Below are 22,387 nucleotides of genomic sequence, written 5' to 3' on the forward strand. Positions count from 1 at the left end.
CCCTTCCGGTGCCGGCCACCCGGGGCGCCACTGCGCTCGGGCCGTGAACAGGAGCATACCTGTGGCGTATGACATGTCGATTCACAGTGTGAACATCTGATTTTCGATGCCTTGTGTTGACTCGGTTCACAGCTTCATGCTTCTGTGTACTCATCAGCCCGGCGGCTCGCCGGACGGATCGACTCACAGGGGGTTCCGCCATGTCGCACACCACCAACCGCTCGCGTCGCGCCGCTCTCGCCGTCGCCGTTGGCGCGCTCCTCATCGCCGGCACCGCGGCCTGCAACCCGACGACCGGCAGCTCCGTCTCGACCGACGCGAAGCCCACGACCGCCTCCTCCGGCGCGAAGTCCACCTCCGGCGGCGGTCAGAGCTCCGCCTCGAAGGCGGCGAAGGTCGGCGACACCATCGCGCTCAAGGGAATGGACACCTCGGCGGACATCACCGTCGTGAAGATCGTCGACAACCCGGCCGGCGCGGACGACTACACGACGCCGGACGCCGGCAAGCGCTTCGTCGCGGTGCAGTTCCGGATCAAGGTCACCGGCGGCAAGGCCTACAGTGACTCCCCGTCCAACGGCGCCAAGCTGGTCGACAGCCAGGGCCAGTCCTACGACGCGGACATCGCCAGCGACACGAAGGCCGGAACCAGCTTCCCGGCCATCGAGAACCTCGCCCTCGGGGCGACGGGCCTGGGCTTCATCACCTTCCAGGTCCCGACCGGCGCGAAGATCACCCAGATCCAGTTCGGCCTGGACAGCGGCATGGCCGACCAGACCGGCCAGTGGTCCGTGAACTGACCTGTCGTTGCCCTGCCCAGGGGCGCGAGGCCCTGCTCAGTGAACTGCGTGCGCGACAAGCCACCGAAGTGGTGGGTCGCCGGACGAGCAGGGCCATCCGCACGCCGGTGGTTACTCGCGCACGCAGTCGACTGAGCAGGGCCTCGCACCCCTGGGGTTCCGCCTAGCTGAACATCGCCGACAGGAACTCCACGCACCAGCTCAGCAGTTCCCGCCCGACCACCGGCTTGCCGCCGATCCGCGCGGTCGCTGGCCGCGGGACCAGCACCAGCCTCGTCGCCGCCTTCACCTGGCTGCGCGGGTACAGCCGCGAGAGCCGCAGCTCCTGCGACTCCCTCAGCTCCATCGGGCCGAAGCGGATGAACTGCCCCTGCAAGGTGATGTCGGAGATCCCGCAGCGCCGCGCGTACAGCCGGAGCCCGGCGACCAGCAGCAGGTTCTCCACCGGCTCCGGCAGCTTGCCGTAACGGTCGGTCAGCTCGGCGCGGACGTGGGCGATGTCCTCCTCGGAGTTCACCGCCGCGATCGAACGGTAGGCCTGGAGGCGCAGTCGCTCGCCCGGCGCGTAGTCGTGCGGGACGTGCGCGTCGACCGGCAGCTCGATCTTGACCTCGAGCGGCGCCTCCTCCGGAGCGGCACCGCCGCTCTCCAGCATCTCGCGGAACTCCGCGACCGCCTCGCCGACCATGCGCATGTAGAGGTCGAAGCCGACGCCCGCGATGTGGCCGGACTGCTCGCCGCCGAGCAGGTTGCCCGCGCCGCGGATCTCCAGGTCCTTCATCGCCACGTACATACCGGCGCCCATCTCGGTGTGCTGCGCGATGGTCGCGAGCCGCTCGTGCGCGGTCTCGGTCAGCGGCTTCTCCGGGGGGTAGAGCATGTACGCGTAGCCGCGTTCCCGCCCACGGCCGACACGACCGCGCAGCTGGTGCAGCTGCGAGAGGCCGAAGGTGTCGCCACGCTCGACGATGAGTGTGTTGGCGTTGGAGATGTCGATGCCCGACTCCACGATCGTGGTGGAGACCAGGACGTCGAACTCCTTCTCCCAGAAGTCGACGACGACCTTCTCCAGCTGCTGCTCGCCCATCTGCCCGTGGGCGGTGGCGACCCGCGCCTCCGGAACGAGCTCCTTCAGCCTCGCCGCCGCCTTGTCGATCGACTCGACCCGGTTGTGGATGTAGAAGACCTGGCCCTCGCGCAACAGCTCGCGCCGGATCGCGGCGGCGATCTGCTTCTCCTCGTAGGGGCCGACGAAGGTCAGCACCGGGTGACGCTCCTCCGGCGGGGTGGTGATCGTCGACATCTCGCGGATGCCCGTCACCGCCATCTCCAGGGTGCGCGGGATCGGCGTGGCGGACATGGTCAGCACGTCCACGTTGGCGCGCAGCTTCTTCAGCTGCTCCTTGTGCTCGACGCCGAAGCGCTGCTCCTCGTCGACGATGACGAGCCCGAGGTCCTTGAACCTGGTCTCGCTGGAGAAGAGCCGGTGGGTGCCGATGACGACGTCGACGCCGCCCTCGCGCAGGCCCTCCAGCACCGCCTTGGCCTCGGAGTCGGTCTGGAACCGCGACAGCGGCTTCACGACGACGGGGAAGTTGGCGTAGCGCTCGGCGAAGGTGGAGAAGTGCTGCTGGACCAGCAGCGTCGTCGGCACCAGCACGGCGACCTGCTTGCCGTCCTGCACCGCCTTGAACGCGGCGCGCACCGCGATCTCGGTCTTGCCGTAGCCGACGTCGCCACAGATCAGACGGTCCATCGGGACCGTCTTCTCCATGTCCTCCTTGACCTCGGCGATGGTCGAGAGCTGGTCGGGCGTCTCCGCGTAGGGGAAGGCGTCCTCCAGCTCGCGCTGCCACGGGGTGTCCTGGCCGAAGGCGTGGCCGGGCGAGGCCATGCGGGCCGAGTAGAGCTTGATCAGGTCGGCGGCGATCTCCTTGACCGCCTTCTTGGCGCGCGCCTTGGTCTTGGTCCAGTCCGCGCCGCCGAGCCGGTGCAGGGTCGGGGCCTCGCCACCGACGTACTTGGTGACCTGCTCCAGCTGGTCGGTCGGCACGAAGAGGCGGTCGCCGGGCTGGCCGCGCTTGGCGGGCGCGTACTCCAGCACCAGGTACTCGCGCGTGGCGCCCTGGACGGTGCGCTGCACCATCTCGATGTAACGGCCGACACCGTGGGCCTCATGGACGACGAAGTCGCCGGCCTTGAGAGCGAGCGGGTCGATGGCGTTGCGGCGGCGCGAGGGCATCCGGCGCATGTCCTTGGTGGAGGACTTCTGACCGGACAGGTCGGTCTCGGTGATGACGCAGAGCTTGAGGCCCTCGTGCACCAGCCCGTTCTCGATCGCACCGCAGGCGACGTGGATGACGTCCGCGTCGGGCACGGTCGTCAGGTCCGGGGTGAGCCTGGCGCCGATGCCCTCGCTGCCGAACATCTCGGCGATGCGCGAGGCCGGGCCCTGCCCCTCCGTCACCAGCACGACACGCCAGCCTTCGGCGAGGCGGCCCTTGCAGTCGGCGATGGCGCGGGCGGTGTCGCCGCGGTAGGCCTCGACCGGGTGCATGCCCAGGTGCAGCACGTCAGGACCGGTCGCCTCCTCCTCGTCGGCGGCGAACGGGCTGACGGACCACCAGGGCAGGCTGATCTCGACGGCGTGCTCGCGGACGTCGGCCAGCGACCAGAGCGAGGCCGCGCCCACGTCCAGCGGCGCCTTGCCGCCCGAGGCGGCCGCGACCCAGGAGGCCTGGAGGAACTCGGCGCTGGTGGCGACCAGGTCGGCGGCGCGGGTGCGGACACGCTCCGGGTCGCAGACGACGGCGACGCTGCCCAGCGGCAGCACGTCCATCAGCAGTTCCATGTCGTCGACGAGGACCGGGGCCAGCGACTCCATGCCCTCGACGGCGATGCCCTGGGCGATCTTGTCCAGGATCTCGGCGAGCTCGGGGTGCTCCTGCGCCAGCTCGGCGGCACGGGCCCGCACCTCGTCGGTCAGCAGCAGCTCGCGGCAGGGCGGCGCCCACAGGCCGTGCGGCGCGATCTCCAGTGAACGCTGGTCGGCGACCTTGAAGTAGCGGATCTCCTCGACCTCGTCGCCCCAGAACTCCACGCGCAGCGGGTGTTCCTCGGTGGGCGGGAAGACGTCGAGGATGCCGCCGCGCACAGCGAACTCCCCACGCTTCTCCACCAGCTCGACGCGCTGGTAGGCGGCGGCGGCGAGGCGCTCGACGATGTCGTCGAGATCCACCTCCTGGCGTTGCCCAAGGCTCACCGGCTCCAGCTCGGCCAGGCCCTTGACCTGCGGCTGAAGCACGCTGCGCACCGGCGCGACGACCACCTGCAGCGGACCCGCCGCCGGGTCGTCGGCCAACGGGTGCGCGATGCGGCGCAGCACGGCGATGCGGCGGCCCACGGTGTCGGAGCGCGGCGAGAGCCGCTCGTGCGGGAGCGTCTCCCAGGCCGGGAACTCCGCGACGCTCTCGGGCGGCAGCAGGGACGCGAGCGCGGTGGCCAGATCCTCGGCCTCGCGGCCGGTGGCCGTGACCGCGAGGACAGGGCGACCGCGCTCCCCCTTCGCCTTCTGGGCGAGGGCGCGCGCGAGCGCGGCGATCGCGAACGGCCGGGCGGCCGGCGGACCCACCAGGTCCAGGTGCCGCCGATCCCCGGCGAGTGCGGCTTCCCCGGCCTCGGCGAGCGCCGGGTCGGAGGCGACGATGTCGAGCAGGCCGGTCAGGCTCATCTACTTCTCTCAGCCAGAGGCAACGCGAAACACCCGGACTGCGAGGCAACCCGGGGGTCTCCAGCGTACGCCGCGGGACGGCGAACCGCGCGGTCCCTCCACCGGCACGCGAGGCCGGCCGGACCGGTCGCACTCCCACGGGCGCGCGAGAAACCACCCTGTGCGGATGGCCCTGCGCCGCGAGGACCCTCTGCTCACCGGTGGCTCGTCACGCCCACGCAGGGGACACCTCGCGGCCGAGGCTGGGGAGGAGCACAGATCAGGAGAGCCCCGCGCCCCCTGGAGCGTGCGACTGACGGTCGGGATTGTTGTCCACAGGCTGGGGAAGAGTCGGGAGCTCCGAGGTCTTCGCCTCGCTGTCGATCTTGTTGTCGGCCTCGTCCTCCGGCTCGTCCGCGGCCTGCGACACCGTTTCCGTTTCCGTTTCCGTGTCCGTATCCGTGTCCGCGGACGGCAGCTCCGGCGCCGCCGACACCGAGCCGGTCAGCGCGGCGAGAGTCTCACGGATGTGTTCCAGCTGGGCCTGGACGTGCTCCCGCCGCTCCGCGGAGGTCCGCTGCTCGCGCGCGGACTGCTCCGCGATCCGCGTCGCCTCGCGCTGGGCGGCCTCCACACGGCGCTCCGCCTGGGTCGCCGCGTCCGCGTCGATCTCCTCGGACTTGGCCCGCATGGCCTTGAGATGCCGCTCGCTCTCGGAGAGCTTGCGCTCGCCGATCGCCATGACCTCCGCCTCCCAGGCCACCACCTTCGCGTCGTGCGCTGTGAACTCCTGTTCAGCCGTCCGCTGCTGACCGGTCAGCCACGCGTGCGCCTCCCGTGAAGCCTGTTCCGCCCGAGTGCGCACGTCCTCCGCGTACACACCCGCCTCCTCGCGGAGGGTGCGGCTCTCCCGATCGGCTTCGCCGCGCTGCGCCTCCGCCTGGTTCCGCGCACGGTCGAGTTCGCGGCGGTGGGTCTCGTCCGCCGCCGCGCGCAGTTGGTCGGCGTACTGACCGGCCGCGGTGCGCCCTCGGCGGGCCTGCGTGCGGGCCTCGTTGTCGATCCGGTTGGACTCCGCCGCCGCCTGCGTGCGAACCGCCTCGGCCTCGTCCTGGGCGGTCACCAGCAGCCCGGCGGCACGTCCGCTCAGCACCTCGAAGTCCGGCACAGTGGCCTCGGCCGCCGCCCGGGTCTCCTGGAGATCCATCAGCACGCGCTCGAGCCCGCGCATCTCGTCACCGAGGGCGGCCAGGCGCTGCCACGCCTCGTCCCGCTCGACGGTGAGCCGGGCCAGGGCCTGGTCGACCTGGTCGACCTCGTAGCCCTTGCGGGTGAGGGGAAAGTCCGCGGGATTGGGAGTGGTCGGGTCGCTCATCGTCTGCTGCCGCTCCTCCGCTTGCCGGACACGATTGATACTCGTCCTATTTTGAGCAGATTAGTGCTTCTTAGGACGGTACCGACACAGAAGGAGGGGACCGGCCCTCGGCCGGTCCCCTCCTTCTGTGTCCGCGCGGCGCGCTACAGCAGGCCGTCCCAGAACTGCTCCAGGATCACGGCCCACCAGTTCTCCGGGGACGCGAGCGCCGCCGGATCGATCGCGTTGAGCTCGTTCTGGAAGTCGGTGGTCCACCGACCGGCCTGTTCCTGGGTCAGCCCGAAACGGAACCGCCACAGTCGGCCCAGCACCGCGAGACACCGCACGAACTGCGGCAGCCCCGAGTTCACGAAGCGCGGCTGCGTCGCCTCCGGCCCGGCCGGCTGGCCCGGCGTCCCGAGGTCGACCGCGACGATGGCGTTCGTGCCGTACTGCACGCAGAGCTGTCGCCCGTAGTCGTTGCCGACCACGAGGTAGGTGCCCGCGTCCGGACCGGCGCCGAGGCCCCGCTCCGCGGCGAGCTCGGCCAGTGTCGGGATCGGCCGCCCGGGCTGGGCCTGCGCCCAGAAGAACGGTCCGAACTCGCGCGGCAGCCCCGCCCAGGTCAGCGTGGACTGGACCTCCGGCGGCACCCCCGCCCGCGAGACCGCCTGCGGGTCGAAGCGGAACAGGTTCTGGTCACCGAACGCCGCCTGCAGCTCTTGCGCGAGCGCCTGCGGCTGCGGCTGCGCCGCCGGTGCGGCGGCGGGCGCGAGCGGGGCCCGCGACGACGGGACCGGCGCCGGGCCGGCGGCGTGCGTGTGCAGCTCGCGCAGGTGCGCCAGCAGGTGGTCGGCGCCCCGCCGACGCGCGGCGGCCTCCCGGCCGTACGGCGCGGTGTGCGTGATCCGCACGTTCGGCCAGGCCTCCTTGACCATCCGCGCGCAGTAGCCGGCGGGCAGGTCGCAGCACTCCAGCTCGGTGTGCAGCTCCAGCACCTGCTCCGGCGGCACGTTCAGGCGGCGCACCTCCTGCAGGATCTGCCACTCCGGGTGCGGCAGGCCCAGCGCGGAACGCTGGATCACCTGTTGCTCGGACCCGTCCGGGCCGCGGTAGCGCAGCACGGCCATGTAACCCGGCCCGACGGTCGGCACACCGGTCCCGGCAGGGGCCGGGGCCCGGCTCGCGACGGGCGTCTGCGGCGGCACGGCACCGGACGGCCCACCCAGGGACGCCCCCGGCGGGGGCGGGGGCACACCCGGCCCGCCCAACGAACCGCCGGGCGGTGGCGGCACAGCGCCTCCACCCATCGGCCCGGGCGGGGGCGGCGGAACGGCGCCACCACCGAGCGGTCCCGGCGGCGGAGGCGGCGGCAGCCCCGGCCCACCCTGCGGCGCGGCAGGAGCGATCGGCCCACTGCCGGGACGCGCCAGCATCGTGGGCGCGTAGTCCATCCCCTCGGCCTGCGGCCCACCCAGAACCCCGGGCGGAGGCGGCGGAACCGGGCCGCCACCGAGCGCCCCCGGCGGCGGAGGCGGAACGGCCGGCCCCCCGATCGGCCCACCCATCGGCGCGGCCGGCGGAGGCGGGGGCACACCCGGCCCCCCGACCGGCGCCCCGGGCGGGGGCGGCGGAACGGCGCCGCCACCGAGCGGTCCCGGCGGCGGAGGCGGCGGCAGCCCAGGCCCGCCCTGCGGCGCGGCAGGCGGCATGGGAAAACTGCCCGGAGCGGCCATCACGGTCGGCGCGTAGTCCATCCCCTCGCCCTGCGGCCCACCCAGCGGGGCGCCGGGCGGCGGAGGCGGAACGGCGGGACCACCCATCGGCCCCGCCGGAGGCGGCGGAGGCGGAACGGCGGGACCACCCATCGGCCCCGCCGGAGGCGGCGGAGGCGGAACGGCAGGACCACCCGGGAACGACGGCATCCCCGGCGGCGGAGGCGGAGGGACCCCCGGACCACCCACCGGCGCACCCGCCGACGGAGCGACCCCAGGCCCGCCCTGGGCAACACCCGGCGGCGGAGGCGGAACGGCCGGACCGCCCGGACCCCCCACCGACCCACCCGCCGACGGAGGCGGGAAACCGTAACCGTCCGGGCCGCCGGGCACGGGGGCGCTCTGGGGCAGGCCCGGCTGCGGGTAGCCGTACCCGCCGCCCGCCTGCGCGGAGGCGGGACCCTGCGGGTAGCCGTATCCGTCCGCCGTGGCGGACGGAGCGGGGGCGACGGGCGCGGACGACGCGGCGGACACCTGCTCGGCCAGCGGGTCGTACGGGGTCCCGGGGATGCGGGAGATCCCGAAGTCCCTCCCGCCCCTCTCCGCCTGCACCGGAGCAGGCGCGGGCACCGGCGCAGGAGCAGGCGCGGGCACCGGCGCAGGCGCAGGGGCGGCCACCGGCGCAGGAGCAGGAACCGGCGTCGGCGGCGCCAGCATCGTCGGGACGTCGCCGGGCGGGCCCGGCTTGACCGGCGGGGCGACCTGGAGGCTCGCGGCCTCCTCCTCTCGGGCCTTCGCGGCCGCCTCCTCCAGCCACTGCGGGGGGCTGAGCAAGAAGGACGTCGCCTCGACCAGGTCGCGCTCGGCGGCCACCGGCATCGGCGCCTGGGGGGTCGCCCCGGCAGGACGCCCGTAGACCTCCTCGTAGCGCCGGACCACGTCGTTGATCGGCAGGGCGGGCCAGAGCGTGACCGCGCCCGTGTCACGGGCGATCACCATCCGCGCCGCGCCCCCGTCCGAGGACGGGCCGTCGGTGCGGTCGACCGCCCAGGCCACGAAACCCAGGTCGAACTCGCGCACCCGCACCTCGCGGCGCAGCCACGCGGGCACGCCGTCGTTGATCCACTCCTCGGCGCGCTGCTGCGCCTCCGCGTACGTCACCACGGCGACGACCCCCTCAACCCTTCACCGGGACGGCGCGCGCGAAGCCGCCGTCCACCATCAGTTCCGCCACCGTCTGCAGCTCCGGCGGGCTGCCGGCCAGCCGCAGCAGGAACGCGTCGAAGTCGTCGCCGCACGGCAGCAGCAGGCGCTCGCAGCGCTGCTGCGGCGTCAGGGACGGGTCGCCGTCGTCACGCGCGTCGTCGTACGGCATGAACCAGACCGTGCCGATCCGCTCGCCGCGGACCTTGATCGCCAGTAGCCCGCCCTGGGCGAAGCCGATGCCGAGGTAGTCCTTGGTGACGTGGTCGCGCAGGCACTTGTTGACGTAGGAGAGGTCCGTGATCGAGCGCTCCGCGGGCAGCCCGAAGAAGGGCTGGTCGACGAGGACGCCGAGCTCGGTGTCGAGCCCGAGGCCCTTCGGCGCGCGACCGCCCGCGGCCTTGAGAAAGGTCCGGTAGGGGCCCGGCAGGGTGTAGCCGAGCGCCTCCTCGACCGCCTGAAGCCGCTGCTCGGTCTCGGCGCAGCTGGGACGCGCGGCGTCCTCGCCGCTCCCGGCGCCCTCCGCGGCGCCGCCCTCGACCGGCCCGGACAGTGCGAAATGCACCGGGCGCCGCTCCTGCAGTGGGCGGGTGCCGCGCTTGGCGTGGTCCGCGCGGGAGCCGGCCAGGCCGGCGTGGTGCCGCAGCAGCGCCTTGACCTCGACGGGGACCAGCTCCAGCCGGCGGCTGCCGGGGGTGGCCGGCGCCACCGAGTGGTGCCAGGTCCAGCCGACGGGTGTGCCGACGGGGCTCTCCACGTCCGCCCAGAGCTCATGGCCCTGGGCACGCAGCGCCGCGTTGGCGGAGACGTAGTCGGTGAGCCGCAGCTCGTCGACGCCGAAACCCTCGGGCGGGTCCGCGACCTCGGCGGCGGCCCGGACGTACGGAGAGAAGTCGGGCCTGCCTTCCGCGTCGATCGTTACCCCCGAGGGGTATTGCTGCGCGCGCAGCGGATCGGGAAAGTGCACGACCTGCCCGGCGTAGGCCGCGTTGGGCCGACCTGTCGTCATGGAGTTTGCCCCCTGCTGGAACTGACTGCCGGTGCTCAGCCTAGGGGCTTCCCGGCCGCCGGGGATCTCCCCCGGCCCCGCTCGTACGGACATGAGCGGCACCGCCCGAGCAGTCCGTTATCGAACACACCCCCGACTTCAGTATCTCTGGGGGTATTTGGCAGTCTGATGCACAGCACGTTGACGGGGGTTGACGGGGGAAAGGAACTACCGTTCATGGAGACCACGCATCACCAGCGCAGACATGCGCCCGCTCCGCTGCTGCGCCACCGCAGGGACAGCCTGATGCCGATCGTCGCCGCGGCGTTGTCGGTGCGGGGTGATACCTATACGCACGTCAGTGAGAAGGGCGAGCCGCCGCAGCTCCACCCGCTCGTCGGCGACTTCCTGGCCGGGCTGCCGGTGGAGCACCGCGAGCGGTTCACCGGACGATGTCCGGAGGCGGTGCTGCTGTCGCAGTTCATCGACCAGACGGAGTCGGGACGCTCGGGCCGGGCCGCGCGGAAGTCGTTCGGGGAGGGCGACGCCCGCAAGGCGCTGCGCGGCGCGAAGATGACCACGGTCCGAATCCGCGAGGAGGGTGATCCGGCCCACGGCACCCACCAGCCGCCGTGCCGCAGTTGCGAGCCGCTCCTCGCGCACTTCGGCATCAGGACCATCTCGCTGCATCCGAAGAAGAAGTGACGAGGGGAGGTCGGACATCCATGGAGGCTCGATTCCCGGCGGACGTCGCGTCCGCCCTCGCCAAGGCGGGCTGGTTCCCGGACCGCAAACGCCTGCCGATGGCCGAGGCCTGGGCCGCGCGGCTCAACGCCCACGTCTCACCGGAGGGCCACCGGCACACGGTGTTCCCCGCCGCACTGGAGGCGTGGGCGGAGTTCGGCGAGATCGCCGTCGGGCTGGACGGCCCCGGCCTCGAGGTCGCCCGCACGCCCTTCGTGGTCGACCCGCTGCGGGGGTTGCACCAGCCACGCACGCTGGCCGACCTGGGCCGCTCCCTGGAACTTCCGGTGGCGCCGCTGGGTGAGGAGCGCGACGGCGCGGCGCTGCTCGCGATCGACGCGGCGGGCCGCGTGTACAGCCTCGACCACGCGGGCGAGTGGTTCCTCGGCCACTCGATGGACCAGGCGCTGACCACGCTCATCAACGGCATGCGCGCGGAACGCCTCCGGTTCCTGACGGACGCCATGTAGGCGCACCCTCGGGGGGACGGGTCTCTGCTCGATCAACCGCGTGCGCGAGAAACCACCGGCGTGCGGATGGCCCTGCGCGTTCGGGGCTCTGCCTGCGTGGGAGGGGGCACCTCCGGGGCACCTCCCGGCCGAAGCCTGGGGATTGTCGCGCACGCAGGTGATCGAGCAGAGCCTCGCGCCCCTGAGGTACGTGCGACTACCCGCCGTAGGTCTCGTGGAGGGCCGTCTCCACCAGGGCGCGCGCCTGGGTCTCGGGGAGGCCGAGCGCCTTCGCGCGGAGCGCGAAGGACGCCGCCGCGCGGGCGACCTCGGCGAGGGAGCGGTCGCCGGACGCGGCGACGACGGTCCCGGCGCGGCCGCGGGTCTCGACCACGCCCGCGGCCTCCAGCTCGCGGTAGGCCTTGGCCACCGTGTTCACCGCGAGGCCGAGCTCCTCGGCCAGCTTGCGGACGGTCGGCAGCTTCGTGCCGACCGGCGCCTCGCCGCTCGCCGCGGCTGCGGCGACCTGCGCGCGGATCTGCTCGAAGGGCGGGACGGGCGACGCGGGGTCGAGGGCGATCAGCACGGTGCGGTCTCCGACGCTCGGGACAACGGCAGCCTCCTACGGTAGTACTGACGCACGCCGGGCCTGGCGACCACGCCGTTTCAGCATGACCGGGCCACCCGTGACACCGGCCGCCCACGCCAGGAACAGCTCGCCCACCCAGTGCCCGCCGCCGACACCTCGCCACAGGCACAACGGCCGCACGAGCGTGACGACCGACCCGGAACGCTCCGGGTCAGCGAGCGTTCCAGCACACGGTCAGGACACCGTCAGCAGCCGGGCCTCGACCCGGTAGCCGCCCTCCGCCGTCGGGCCCGCGGCAAAGGTGCCGCCCAGCGCATTGACGCGTTCGCGCATGCCGACCAGACCGTTGCCGCCGCTGGGCAGCCCCCGGTCGGCCGCGGGGCCGAGGTCCGGGGCGGGGCAGGTGTTGGAGACCGCGAGGGCCACGCCGCCCGCGACATAGGCGACGACGACTTCCACGTCCGTGCCGGGAGCGTGCTTGAGCACGTTCGTCAGGGCCTCCTGGACCACCCGGTACGCGGTCTGCTCCGCCTGCGCGGGGAGGGAGCGCCGCATCCCGCCGAGCGTGTAGCGGACCCCGAGGCCCGCCGCCCGCGACTCGTCGACCAGCTTGGGCAGATCGGCCAGACCCAGGTCGGCGACGTCGTCGGAGCCTGCGCCCGCCGCGCCGCGCGGGCCCGCGCCCACACCCGTCGCCGCACCCGTCGGGGTCGTCGACGGCTCGTCCGGCTCGACCGTCCGCAGCACCCCGAGGATCTGCCGCAGTTCGTCCAGCGCCTGGCGCCCGATGTCGCCCATCAGCTTGGCGCTCTGCGCGGCCCGGTCCGGATCCTTGTGCACGACTCGCTCCAACGCGCCCGCGTGCACGACCAGCAGGCTCACCCGGTGGGCGACCACGTCGTGCATGTCGCGCGCGATGCGCGTGCGCTCCTCCATGCGGGCCCGGCGGGCGCGCTCCAGGGCCTGGTCGGCGAGGAGGCTGAGCTCGGTCTCCAGGCCCTCGGCACGCTCGGTGAGCGCCACCCAGAGCCGCCGCTTGGCGCCGATGTAGAGGCCGAGGATCGCCGGCGGCACGCTGATCGCCACCGCCACCAGCACGGACAGGATGATCAGGACGTACTCCGGCACACCCTGCCGCAACGCCTCCTGCTGCTGTGTGCCCAGCGTCAGCGTCGACACGAGCACCGTCTCGGCGATCGCCACCGCGCACAGCGCGCTCATGGCGCGCCGCTCCGCGAACCGGCTCGCGACACCCTCAGGGCGGTACGCGCCCAGGGTGTAGAGACCGATCATCAGCAGCGTGTAGCCCGCGTCGAGCGGGATCGTCGCGAGGGCGGCGGCGACCGGGATCAGCGGCCAGCGCCGCCGGACCAGCAGCGTCGACCCGGCGACCAGCCCGAAGACGGCGACGGCCGCAACCGCGGCGGTGCCGAGGCCCTGACGGAACGCGAAGACGGCGGCCGACCAGGCGCACTCGCCCGCCGCGACCACCGCGAGGCCGATGTCCAGCCACATGCTCCGTCGGCGCGTCCACGCTCCCACCCTCATGCGACAAGGGTAAAAGGAAGCCCAAGGGCGCTGTGGACGGCCACCCACCTGTCCGCATAGCGGCCATCCTCGTGGACGGTCACTCGCCGCAACCTATGCTGGACCGCGAGAGATCGACCGAATCTCGAGCACGACGCAGGTAACTGCTACTCGAGCGGACAGCGTGGTCCGCACACGCCCTTGTCCGTTCCCCCCACCCCGCAAGGGAGCACCAGCGTGAGCGACGACCGCGAGGCCACCGTCCCCGCCCCCGCCCCGGCCACCGACAACAGCGCCCTGCGCGCGGACATCCGACGGCTCGGAGACCTGCTCGGCGAGACCCTGGTCCGTCAGGAGGGCCAGGAGCTGCTCGACCTGGTCGAGCAGGTCCGCGCGCTGACCCGCAGCGACGGTGCGGCCGCCGCCCGGCTGCTGGAGGAGACCGACCTCGCCACCGCCGCCAAGCTGGTGCGCGCCTTCTCCACCTACTTCCACCTCGCGAACGTCGCCGAGCAGGTGCACCGCGGCCGTGAGCTGAACGCCAACCGCGACAACAACGGCTCCCTGTTGTCCCGCACGGTCGACAAGCTCGCCGAGGCGGAGCCGGCCCATCTGGCCGAGACGCTGCGGCACCTGAACGTCCGCCCGGTGTTCACCGCGCACCCGACCGAGGCCGCGCGCCGCAGCGTGCTGCAGAAGCTGCGCCGTATCGCCGAGCTGCTGGACACCATCGACACCCCCTCCCGCCCGACCGGGCGCCGCCAGGCGGACCGCCGTCTGGCCGAGGTCATCGACCTGCTCTGGCAGACCGACGAGCTGCGCATCGCCCGTCCGGAGCCCGCCGACGAGGCCCGCAACGCCATCTACTACCTGGACGAGCTCTACAAGCGCGCCGTCCCCGACGTGCTGGAGGAGCTCTACGAGGAGCTGGCCCGCGTCGGCGTCAAGCTGCCCGACGGCGTCCGCCCGCTGACCTTCGGCACCTGGATCGGCGGCGACCGCGACGGCAACCCCAACGTCACCCCCGAGGTGACCCTCGACGTGCTGGTCCTGCAGCACGAGTACGGGATCAACGACGCGCTCGACGTCATCGACGAGCTGCGCGGCGCGCTCTCCTCCTCGGTCCGGCTCTCCGGCGCGAGCGAGGAGCTGCTGCAGAGCCTCTCGGCCGACCTGGAGAACCTGCCGGAGATCTCCCCGCGCTACAAGCGGATGAACGCCGAGGAGCCCTACCGGCTCAAGGCCACCTGCATCCGGCAGAAGCTGCTGGGCACCAAGGAGCGCCTGGCCCACAACACCCCGCACGTGCCCGGCCGTGACTACCTCGGCACCGGCGAGCTGCTGGCGGACCTGGAGGTCATCCAGACCTCGCTGCGCGCGCACAAGGGCGGCCTGATCGCGGACGGCCGGATGAGCCGCGCCATCCGCACCATCGCGGCCTTCGGGCTCCAGCTGGCGACGATGGACGTGCGCGAGCACGCCGACGCCCACCACCACGCGCTCGGCCAGCTCTTCGACCGTCTCGGCGAGGAGGCCTGGCGCTACACCGACATGCCGCGCGAGTACCGGCAGCGGCTGCTGGCCAAGGAGCTCAAGTCCCGCCGCCCGCTGGCGGCGACCCCGGCGCCGCTGGACGCCGCCGGCACCAAGACCCTGGGCGTCTTCAGGACGGTGCGCGAGGCCTTCGAGCGGTTCGGCCCGGAGATCGTGGAGAGCTACATCATCTCCATGTGCCAGGGCGCCGACGACGTCTTCGCGGCGGCGGTGCTGGCGCGCGAGGCCGGTCTGATCGACCTGCACGGCGAGGTCGCCCGGATCGGCATCGTGCCGCTGCTGGAGACCACCGACGAGCTGCGCGCCGCCGACACCATTCTCGACGAGATGCTGCGCGACCCCTCCTACCGCCGCCTGGTGGCACTGCGCGGGGACGTGCAGGAGGTCATGCTCGGGTACTCGGACTCCTCGAAGTTCGGCGGCATCACCACCTCGCAGTGGGAGATCCACCGCGCCCAGCGCCGGCTGCGCGACGTGGCGCACCGCTACGGCGTGCGGCTGCGCCTCTTCCACGGGCGCGGCGGCACCGTCGGCCGTGGTGGCGGTCCCTCCCACGAGGCGATCCTGGCCCAGCCGTGGGGCACGCTGGAGGGCGAGATCAAGGTGACCGAGCAGGGCGAGGTGATCTCGGACAAGTACCTGATCCCGTCACTGGCCCGGGAGAACCTGGAGCTCACGGTCTCCGCGACGCTGGAGGCCTCGGCCATGCACACCTCCCCGCGCCAGTCGCCGGAGGCGCTGGCCCGCTGGGACGCGACCATGGACACCGTCTCCGACGGCGCGCACTCGGCCTACCGCCGCCTGGTCGAGGACCCGGACCTGCCGTCCTACTTCTTCGCCGCCACCCCGGTCGACCAGCTCGCCTCGCTGCACCTGGGCTCCCGCCCGTCCCGCCGCCCGGACTCCGGGGCGGGCCTGGACGGTCTGCGGGCGATCCCGTGGGTCTTCGGCTGGACGCAGACCCGCCAGATCGTCCCGGGCTGGTTCGGCGTCGGCTCCGGCCTCGCCTCCGCCCGCGAGGCCGGTCTCAGCGAGATCCTCGACGAGATGCACGGCAAGTGGCACTTCTTCCGCAACTTCCTCTCCAACGTCACCATGACGCTGGCCAAGACGGACCTGCGGATCGCCCGCCACTACGTCGAGCAGCTGGTCCCGAAGGAGCTGCGGCACGTCTTCGACACCATCGAGGCCGAGCACGAACTGACGGTCAAGGAGGTGCTGCGGGTCACCGGCGAGTCGGAACTCCTGGAGCACCAGCCGGTCCTGAAGCAGACGTTCGCGATCCGCGACGCCTACCTGGACCCGATCTCCTACCTCCAGGTCGCCCTGCTGCGCCGTCAGCGCGAGGACGCCGCCAACCACATCTCCGAGGACCCGCTGCGCTCGCGCGCGCTGCTCCTCACCGTCAACGGCGTGGCGGCGGGCCTGCGCAACACGGGCTGACACCAGGCCAGGTAACGATTCGTGCATCAACCGCGGTCGGTTTCCGGAGCATTCCGGACACCGGCCGCGGTTCGTTTTCGGCCACCGCACTAGGCTCACGCGCGCATCACTCATGTCCCGCACAACTGCGCCACATGAGACACGTATCGTTCAGGGGGATCTCGACGTGAGACTCCGTTCCACCGTTCCCGCCGTCGCAGCCACCGCGCTGCTGGCGGCGACGCTCGCAGTGCCGGCCCAGGCCATGGCCGACACCTCCCCGAGCCCGAGCCCGAGCCCGTCCGCTCCTGCGACCGGGCCGACCCAGGTCACCACCCCGACGCCGGGGCTGCCGTTCGCGCAGAGCCTCGCGCAGTACTCCAACACCGGCGTCCAGATCGGCGTCTGGGATGTCGACGCCGCCGGCACCTGGAGCGCCAAGGGCATCACCGGCGTCTCGCTGCACTTCCGCCTCCACGGCGACGCGGCCGACGCCCCCGACGACGCCGTGATCGGCGGCCTCGTCCAGGCCAGTCCCACCGTGCCGGTCTGGAGCGCGCCGAGCCCGGTGAAGCTTCCGCAGCTGGGCGTCTACGACGTGTCCGCGGAGGTCACCGACCAGGCCGGCAACGACGTGATCGTGCCGAACGTCGGGCAGTTCACCTACGCGGCGACCGTCGCCCTGTCGAACCTGCACGCCACGCCGTCGACGCTCGACTTCGACCACCGTACGGTGACCGTCACCGGCCAGGCCACGATCACCGACCCGCGGACCGGCGGCCCGATCGCGCCGGACCACCTCGAGGTCGGGCTGAGCTACACCGGCACCGTGGCCAACGGCATGGAGGCGACGGTCAACCCCGACGGCACCTTCACCGCCTCCGGCACCGTCACCTCCGGCCCCACGCTGACCTTCACGCCCTCCGGCGCGTGGGGCTTCGGCGCGACGCCGTACCGGTTCACCGCGACCTCGGCGACGAGCAACAGCGTCAGCATCGTCCAGGAGCCCACGCGCATCCGGCTGCTGGAGCCGGCCAACGTGTACGTCAAGACCGCCCCGGCCATGCTGAAGGGCGTGGTCGAGCGCGAGGTCGGCACGACCTGGGTGCCGGCGCCCGGCCTCCCGGTGGCCGGCGGCTCGACCTCGGCCATCACGGCGGCGGACGGTTCGTTCAGCTTGGCCATCACCTGGGGCGGTGTGTACACCGTGACCACGGCGGGCGACCCGGCCGCGACCGGCTCGTGGCAGAGCGGTGTGTACCTGACCGGCAGCACGTCCGCATGGGTGCACGTACACATCCCCGCCCCGACGTACTTCTCCTCCGAGTCGTACTCGGAGGACGCCACGGGCGAGGCCATGTTCACGCTCGACCTGTCGACGGGCTCGACGGCCCCGATCCCGGACAACACCGAGAGCGTGGCCGTCCAGTACTCGCCGGACAACCGCACCTGGCACTTCCTGGGCTGGACCAGGATCGGGCGTCCGGGTGTCGGTTCCGACACCGTGCAGTTCTATGCCAACGCCGGAGCCAACGCCAACGGCTACTGGCGTGCCTACTACCCGGGCGACGCCGACCGGGCCGCCGCGGTCAGCTCGGTGATGCACCTCTACCGGGTGCCGACGACCATCACCGGCGGCCACCCCAGCACCACGCACGCCTACTACGGTCAGACGGTCCGCTTCGGCGGCACCCTGTGGCAGCAGCACGGCGGCTGGGTGCGGATGAACAACTGCAAGGTCGCCCTGGTCTTCCGCCCGGCCGGGAGCAAGACCTGGTACTACGTCACCGGCGGCCGCACCAACGCCGCCGGGAACTTCTCGCTCGGCGCGCGCGACACCCGCTCCGGGACCTGGGCCGTGGTCTACATCGCGCCCGACCAGGCCCACCTGGACGCGGTCGGCCCGATGACCTACGTCAGCGCCTGATCCGACGTCCCGATCCGACGTCCCGGGCAAAAGGCGACGGCCGGCCCCGCATCCCGCGGGTCCGGCCGTTCGCGGTTCGGCCGGCTCAGTTGTTGTACGTCGACTGCGCCCGCTCCAGACCCTCCTGGATCAGCGCCTCCACCGCGTCTGCGCCGCGGTCCACGAACCACGGGAGCTCCTTGCGCTCGGAGGACGAGAAGTCGCGCAGGACGAAGTCGGCGACCTCCATGCGGCCCGGCGGGCGGCCGATGCCGGCCCGGACGCGGAGGTACTCCGGTCCGAGGGACTTGGTGATCGACTTGAGCCCGTTGTGGCCGTTGTCGCCGCCGCCGCGCTTGAGGCGCAGGGTGGCGTACTCGATGTCGAGCTCGTCGTGGATGACGATCAGCCGGTCGACGCCGGACTTGTAGAAGTCGCGCAGCGCGACGACAGGGCCGCCGGAGAGGTTCATGAAGGACATCGGCTTGGCCAGGACGACACGCTGGCCCGCCAGGCGGCCCTCCAGGACCTGGGCGCGGCTCTTGTGGGCCTTGAACTTGCCGCCGACGCGCTCGGCCAGCAGGTCGGCCACCATGAAGCCGATGTTGTGCCGGTTTCCCTCGTACTGGCCGCCGGGGTTGCCGAGGCCGACCACCAGCCAGGGGCCCTGCTGCTCGCTCATTTCCTGCGACTCCTGTCGTGAGGCTCGGGCTGACACGGGGGTGACGCGGCACTGCCCCGGACGTCACAGCGGACGGCCGGGGCAGTGCACAGGGTGTCACGAGGTGATCGTGAGGATCAGGCCTCGGCCTCGGCCTCGGCGGCCTCCTCGGACTCCTCGGCCGCAGCCTCGGCCTGGGCGCCGATGACCTGCAGGACGACCGCGTCCTCGTCGACGGCCAGGGTGGCGCCGGAGGGGAGGGTGATGTCCTTGGCGTGGATGGAGGCGCCGGCCTCCAGGCCCTCGATGGAGACCGTGACGGCCTCGGGCAGGTGGGTGGCCTCGGCCTCGATCGGCAGGGCGGCGAGGACGTGCTCCAGCAGGTTGCCGCCGGGGGCCAGCTCGCCCTCGGTGTGGACCGGAACCTCGACGGTGACCTTCTCGCCACGCTTGACCAGGATCAGGTCGACGTGCTCGATGGTGCGCTTGATGGCCTCACGCTGGACGGCCTTCGGCAGCACGAACTCCTGCTTGCCGTCGATCGGCAGGGAGATCAGCGCGTTCGGGGTCTTCAGCGCCAGCATCAGGTCGTGGCCCGGCAGGTTCAGGTGGACCGGGGCGTGACCGTGGCCGTAGACGACGGCGGGGACCAGGCCGGCACGACGGGCGCGACGGGCGGCACCCTTGCCGAACTCGTTGCGGGGCTCAGCGGAAAGGCGGATCTCGGACATGGAAGCGCTCCTTGTCTCGTCAATGAACGGGTGAGCGCCAGGCGGCCATCTCACACGTCTTGGAACAAGAAGCGCGTCGATAACGGAGCAAAAGAGAAGCTCCCTCGCCGGGCAGGTACCCAGAGTACCCAAGCCCGGCGAGGGAGCCAAAACGATCAATCAGGCGCGCTCGTCGAAGAGGCTGGTGACCGAGCCGTCGTCGAAGACCTCGCGGATCGCGCGGGCGATCAGCGGGGCGATGGAGAGCGTGGTGACCTTGTCGATCTCCTTCGACAGCTCGCCCGGGGTGGGCAGGGTGTCGGTGAAGACGAACTCGCTGGCCCGCGAGTTCTTGATCCGGTCCGCGGCCGGGCCGGAGAGCACGCCGTGCGTGGCGGCGACGATGACGTCCTCCGCGCCCTGCTCGAACAGCGCGTCCGCGGCCGCGACGATGGTGCCGCCGGTGTCGATCATGTCGTCGACCAGGACGCAGACGCGGCCCTTGACGTCACCGACGACCTCGGCGGACATGACCTTGTTGGCCACGTTCGGGTCACGGCGCTTGTGGATGATCGCCAGCGGCGCGCCGAGGCGGTCGGACCACTGGTCGGCCACGCGCACGCGGCCGGCGTCCGGGGAGACGACCGTGAGCTTGTCGCGGTCCACCCGGGAGCCGACGTAGTCGGCGAGGATCGGCAGCGCGAAGAGGTGGTCGACCGGACCGTCGAAGAAGCCCTGGATCTGCGCGGTGTGCAGGTCCACGGAGATCAGCCGGTCGGCGCCCGCCGTCTTCAGCAGGTCCGCTATCAGGCGGGCCGAGATGGGCTCGCGGCCCAGGTGCTTCTTGTCCTGACGGGCGTACCCGTAGAACGGCATGATCACGGTGATGGTCTTGACCGACGCGCGCTTGAGCGCGTCGATCATGATCAGCTGCTCCATGATCCACTGGTTGATCGGTGCCGTGTGGCTCTGCAGCACGAAGGCGTGCGCGCCACGGACCGACTCCTGGTAGCGGATGTAGATCTCACCGTTGGCGAAGTCCAGCGCCTTGGTGGGGACCAACTCGACACCCAGCTGCTCGGCCACCTCGTTCGCGAGCGCGGGGTGTGCACGGCCGGAGAAGAGCATCAACTTCCGCGAGCCGGACGACTTGATCCCGGTCACTGCAACCGTCTCCTTGTTGCTTTGTACACCCAGGTAGGTTGCGCATCCGCAGGCGGACACTGGCCTGGCGCGGCCCTGTGGTGTGTGGATGACCCCAGGTTACGCGTCCGCAGCACCTGCCGTCGCGCCCGGGTCGCCTCAAGGAGTGGTCGAAGCGGCCCCTTCGGCCTCTTCGGCCCCGTCCTGCGCAGCCGCCTTCGCGGCCGCCGCGGCCTGCGCCGACGCCGTTCCGGGCCGCTTGCGCTCGACCCAGCCCTCGATGTTGCGCTGCTGCGGACGTGTGACGCCCAACGCACCCGCGGGCACGTCCTGGTAGATCACCGAGCCGGCCGCGGTGTAGGCCCCGTCCCCGACCGTCACCGGGGCGACGAACATGTTGTCGGAGCCGGTACGGCAGTGCGCCCCGATGGTGGTGCGGTGCTTGTTGACGCCGTCGTAGTTGACGAAGACGGAGGCGGCACCGATGTTCGTGCCCTCGCCGATCGTCGCGTCGCCGACGTAGGACAGGTGCGGCACCTTGGCGCCGTCGCCGACCACGGCGTTCTTCATCTCGACGTAGGTGCCGGCCTTGGCCTTGGCGCCGAGGACCGTACCGGGGCGCAGGTAGGCGTACGGGCCGACGTTCGCGCCCGCGCCGATCACCGCGCGCTCGGCTGTGGCATTGATCACAACCGCGCCGGCGCCGATCCCGGTGTCCCGCAGTGTGCAGTTCGGACCGACCTCGGCGCCCTCGCCGACGCTGGTCGCGCCGTGCAGCTGGGTGTTCGGGTGGATCACCGCGTCGCGCTCGTAGGTGACCTGCACGTCGAGCCAGGTGGTCGCCGGGTCCACCACGGTGACCCCGGCCCGCATGGCGGCGTCCAGCAGGCGGTCGTTCATGATCCGGCGGGCCTCGGCGAGCTGCACCCGGTCGTTGATGCCGAGGATGTCGCGGTAGTCGTCGGCGACGACCGCGCCGACGCGGTGGCCGGCCTCGCGCAGGATGCCCAGGACGTCGGTGAGGTACTCCTCGCCCTGGCTGTTGTCGGTGCGCACCTCGGCCAGGCCCTGGGCCAGCAGCTTTCCGTCGAAGGCGAAGACGCCCGAGTTGATCTCGCGCACCGCGCGCTGCTCGTCGCTCGCGTCCTTGTGCTCGACGATCGCCTGCACGGCGCCGTCGGCGCCGCGGATGATCCGGCCGTAGCCGGTCGCGTCGGGCACCTCGGCGGTCAGCACGGTGACGGCGTTGCCGTCCTGGCCGTGCGCGGCGACGAGCGCCTGGAGCGTGGCACCGGTGAGCAGCGGGGTGTCACCGGTGGTGACCACGACCGTGCCGTCCAGCGCGACACCCTCGACGCCGAGCGCCTCCAGGGCGACGCGGACGGCGTTGCCGGTGCCGTTCTGGCGCTCCTGCACGACGGTGCGCACGCCCGGGTCGGCCTCGGCCAGGTGAGCGGTGACCTTCTCGCGCATGTGGCCGACGACGACCACCAGCTGCTCCGGCGTCAGTTCCCGCCCGGCCGCGACCGCATGCCCGACGAGCGTGCGCCCGCAGAGCGGGTGCAGCACCTTGGGCAGGACGGCCGACTTCATCCGGGTGCCCTCGCCGGCGGCGAGAACGATCACGGCGGTGGGAGTCATGGGACGCAGGCTCCTCGTGCAGGGGGCTGGAGGGTCCGCCGGGCCCGTCACACATCCCGCGAGGGAGCCGCACAGACGTACCCGAACACAGTGAGGATAGCCGTGGCTCAGGGCAGCGCCTGTTCGAGAGCTCCCGGAGAAGGAATCGAACCCTCATTCGGGGATCCAAAATCCCCTGTCCTGCCATTAGACGATCCGGGACGGATCGCCGCCCCCCGGAGGCTCCGGCGAACGTGCGCCCCTAACTATGCCGCAACAGCGCCCTTCCGTGC

15 protein-coding genes and 1 tRNA gene are annotated in these 22,387 nt (G+C 72.2%); 5 read left to right on the forward strand and 11 right to left on the reverse strand.

Annotation, left to right across the window (positions count from 1 at the left end):
• Positions 1–200: 200 nt before the first annotated feature.
• Positions 201–800: a DUF4352 domain-containing protein gene (locus tag ABH931_RS37640; protein ID WP_370124093.1), complete on the forward strand. Its 600-nt coding sequence runs from the start codon at positions 201–203 to the stop codon at positions 798–800.
• A gap of 163 nt (positions 801–963) precedes the next feature.
• Here the strand turns inward: ABH931_RS37640 and mfd are convergent, their stop codons facing one another.
• The 4 genes from mfd to ABH931_RS37660 all read right to left on the reverse strand — a co-directional run bounded on the left by mfd (position 964) and on the right by ABH931_RS37660 (position 9,790).
• The gene (mfd, locus tag ABH931_RS37645; protein WP_370124096.1) at positions 964–4,530 is read right to left on the reverse strand and encodes a transcription-repair coupling factor; all 3,567 of its coding nucleotides are present in this window, start codon (positions 4,528–4,530) and stop codon (positions 964–966) included.
• Positions 4,531–4,789: 259 nt separating this feature from the next.
• Positions 4,790–5,884, reverse strand: coding sequence for a hypothetical protein (locus ABH931_RS37650; protein ID WP_370124099.1), 1,095 nt, complete (start codon positions 5,882–5,884; stop codon positions 4,790–4,792).
• A gap of 143 nt (positions 5,885–6,027) precedes the next feature.
• The gene (locus ABH931_RS37655; protein ID WP_370124102.1) at positions 6,028–8,742 is read right to left on the reverse strand and encodes an SUKH-4 family immunity protein; all 2,715 of its coding nucleotides are present in this window, start codon (positions 8,740–8,742) and stop codon (positions 6,028–6,030) included.
• A 13-nt stretch (positions 8,743–8,755) separates the two neighbouring features.
• Positions 8,756–9,790, reverse strand: a complete 1,035-nt coding sequence (locus ABH931_RS37660) for an SMI1/KNR4 family protein (RefSeq protein WP_370124105.1) — start codon at positions 9,788–9,790, stop codon at positions 8,756–8,758.
• Between the two features lie 216 nt (positions 9,791–10,006).
• Here ABH931_RS37660 and ABH931_RS37665 point away from each other — a divergent pair, with 216 nt between their 5' ends.
• Both ABH931_RS37665 and ABH931_RS37670 read left to right on the forward strand, forming a co-directional pair.
• Positions 10,007–10,474, forward strand: coding sequence for a YwqJ-related putative deaminase (locus ABH931_RS37665; protein WP_370124108.1), 468 nt, complete (start codon positions 10,007–10,009; stop codon positions 10,472–10,474).
• Between the two features lie 20 nt (positions 10,475–10,494).
• Positions 10,495–10,983, forward strand: a complete 489-nt coding sequence (locus ABH931_RS37670) for an SUKH-3 domain-containing protein (protein WP_370124111.1) — start codon at positions 10,495–10,497, stop codon at positions 10,981–10,983.
• Between the two features lie 196 nt (positions 10,984–11,179).
• On the opposite strand, the gene ABH931_RS37675 is transcribed toward ABH931_RS37670, so the two are convergent.
• Together ABH931_RS37675 and ABH931_RS37680 are read right to left on the reverse strand one after the other, a co-directional pair.
• Positions 11,180–11,548 carry a GntR family transcriptional regulator gene (locus tag ABH931_RS37675; protein WP_370124114.1) on the reverse strand — a complete coding sequence of 123 codons (369 nt, stop codon included), beginning with the start codon at positions 11,546–11,548 and terminating at the stop codon, positions 11,180–11,182.
• A gap of 237 nt (positions 11,549–11,785) precedes the next feature.
• Positions 11,786–13,099: a sensor histidine kinase gene (locus tag ABH931_RS37680; protein WP_370124116.1), complete on the reverse strand. Its 1,314-nt coding sequence runs from the start codon at positions 13,097–13,099 to the stop codon at positions 11,786–11,788.
• 216 nt (positions 13,100–13,315) lie between these two features.
• Between ABH931_RS37680 and ppc the strand changes: the two genes are divergently transcribed.
• Both ppc and ABH931_RS37690 read left to right on the forward strand, forming a co-directional pair.
• Positions 13,316–16,075, forward strand: coding sequence for a phosphoenolpyruvate carboxylase (gene ppc / locus ABH931_RS37685; RefSeq protein WP_370124118.1), 2,760 nt, complete (start codon positions 13,316–13,318; stop codon positions 16,073–16,075).
• Positions 16,076–16,241: 166 nt separating this feature from the next.
• On the forward strand, positions 16,242–17,981 hold the full coding sequence (locus tag ABH931_RS37690; protein ID WP_370124120.1) for a hypothetical protein: 1,740 nt from the start codon (positions 16,242–16,244) through the stop codon (positions 17,979–17,981).
• Between the two features lie 85 nt (positions 17,982–18,066).
• On the opposite strand, the gene pth is transcribed toward ABH931_RS37690, so the two are convergent.
• The 5 genes from pth to ABH931_RS37715 form a co-directional block, all read right to left on the reverse strand.
• Positions 18,067–18,642: an aminoacyl-tRNA hydrolase gene (gene pth, locus ABH931_RS37695; protein ID WP_370124122.1), complete on the reverse strand. Its 576-nt coding sequence runs from the start codon at positions 18,640–18,642 to the stop codon at positions 18,067–18,069.
• A 116-nt stretch (positions 18,643–18,758) separates the two neighbouring features.
• Positions 18,759–19,352 (reverse strand): 50S ribosomal protein L25/general stress protein Ctc, encoded by a 594-nt coding sequence (locus tag ABH931_RS37700; protein WP_370124124.1) that lies wholly within the window; start codon positions 19,350–19,352, stop codon positions 18,759–18,761.
• Positions 19,353–19,511: 159 nt separating this feature from the next.
• Complete coding sequence (locus tag ABH931_RS37705) at positions 19,512–20,495, reverse strand: ribose-phosphate diphosphokinase (RefSeq protein ID WP_370124126.1); 984 nt, start codon at positions 20,493–20,495, stop codon at positions 19,512–19,514.
• A 138-nt stretch (positions 20,496–20,633) separates the two neighbouring features.
• Entirely contained in the window at positions 20,634–22,115 is a 1,482-nt protein-coding gene (glmU, locus tag ABH931_RS37710; protein WP_370124128.1) for a bifunctional UDP-N-acetylglucosamine diphosphorylase/glucosamine-1-phosphate N-acetyltransferase GlmU, read from the reverse strand.
• A gap of 130 nt (positions 22,116–22,245) precedes the next feature.
• Positions 22,246–22,316 (reverse strand) — tRNA-Gln (locus ABH931_RS37715).
• Positions 22,317–22,387: the final 71 nt, after the last annotated feature.

Origin of the sequence: Streptacidiphilus sp. MAP12-33, assembly GCF_041261265.1 — a bacterium.
Lineage (GTDB): Bacteria > Actinomycetota > Actinomycetes > Streptomycetales > Streptomycetaceae > Streptacidiphilus.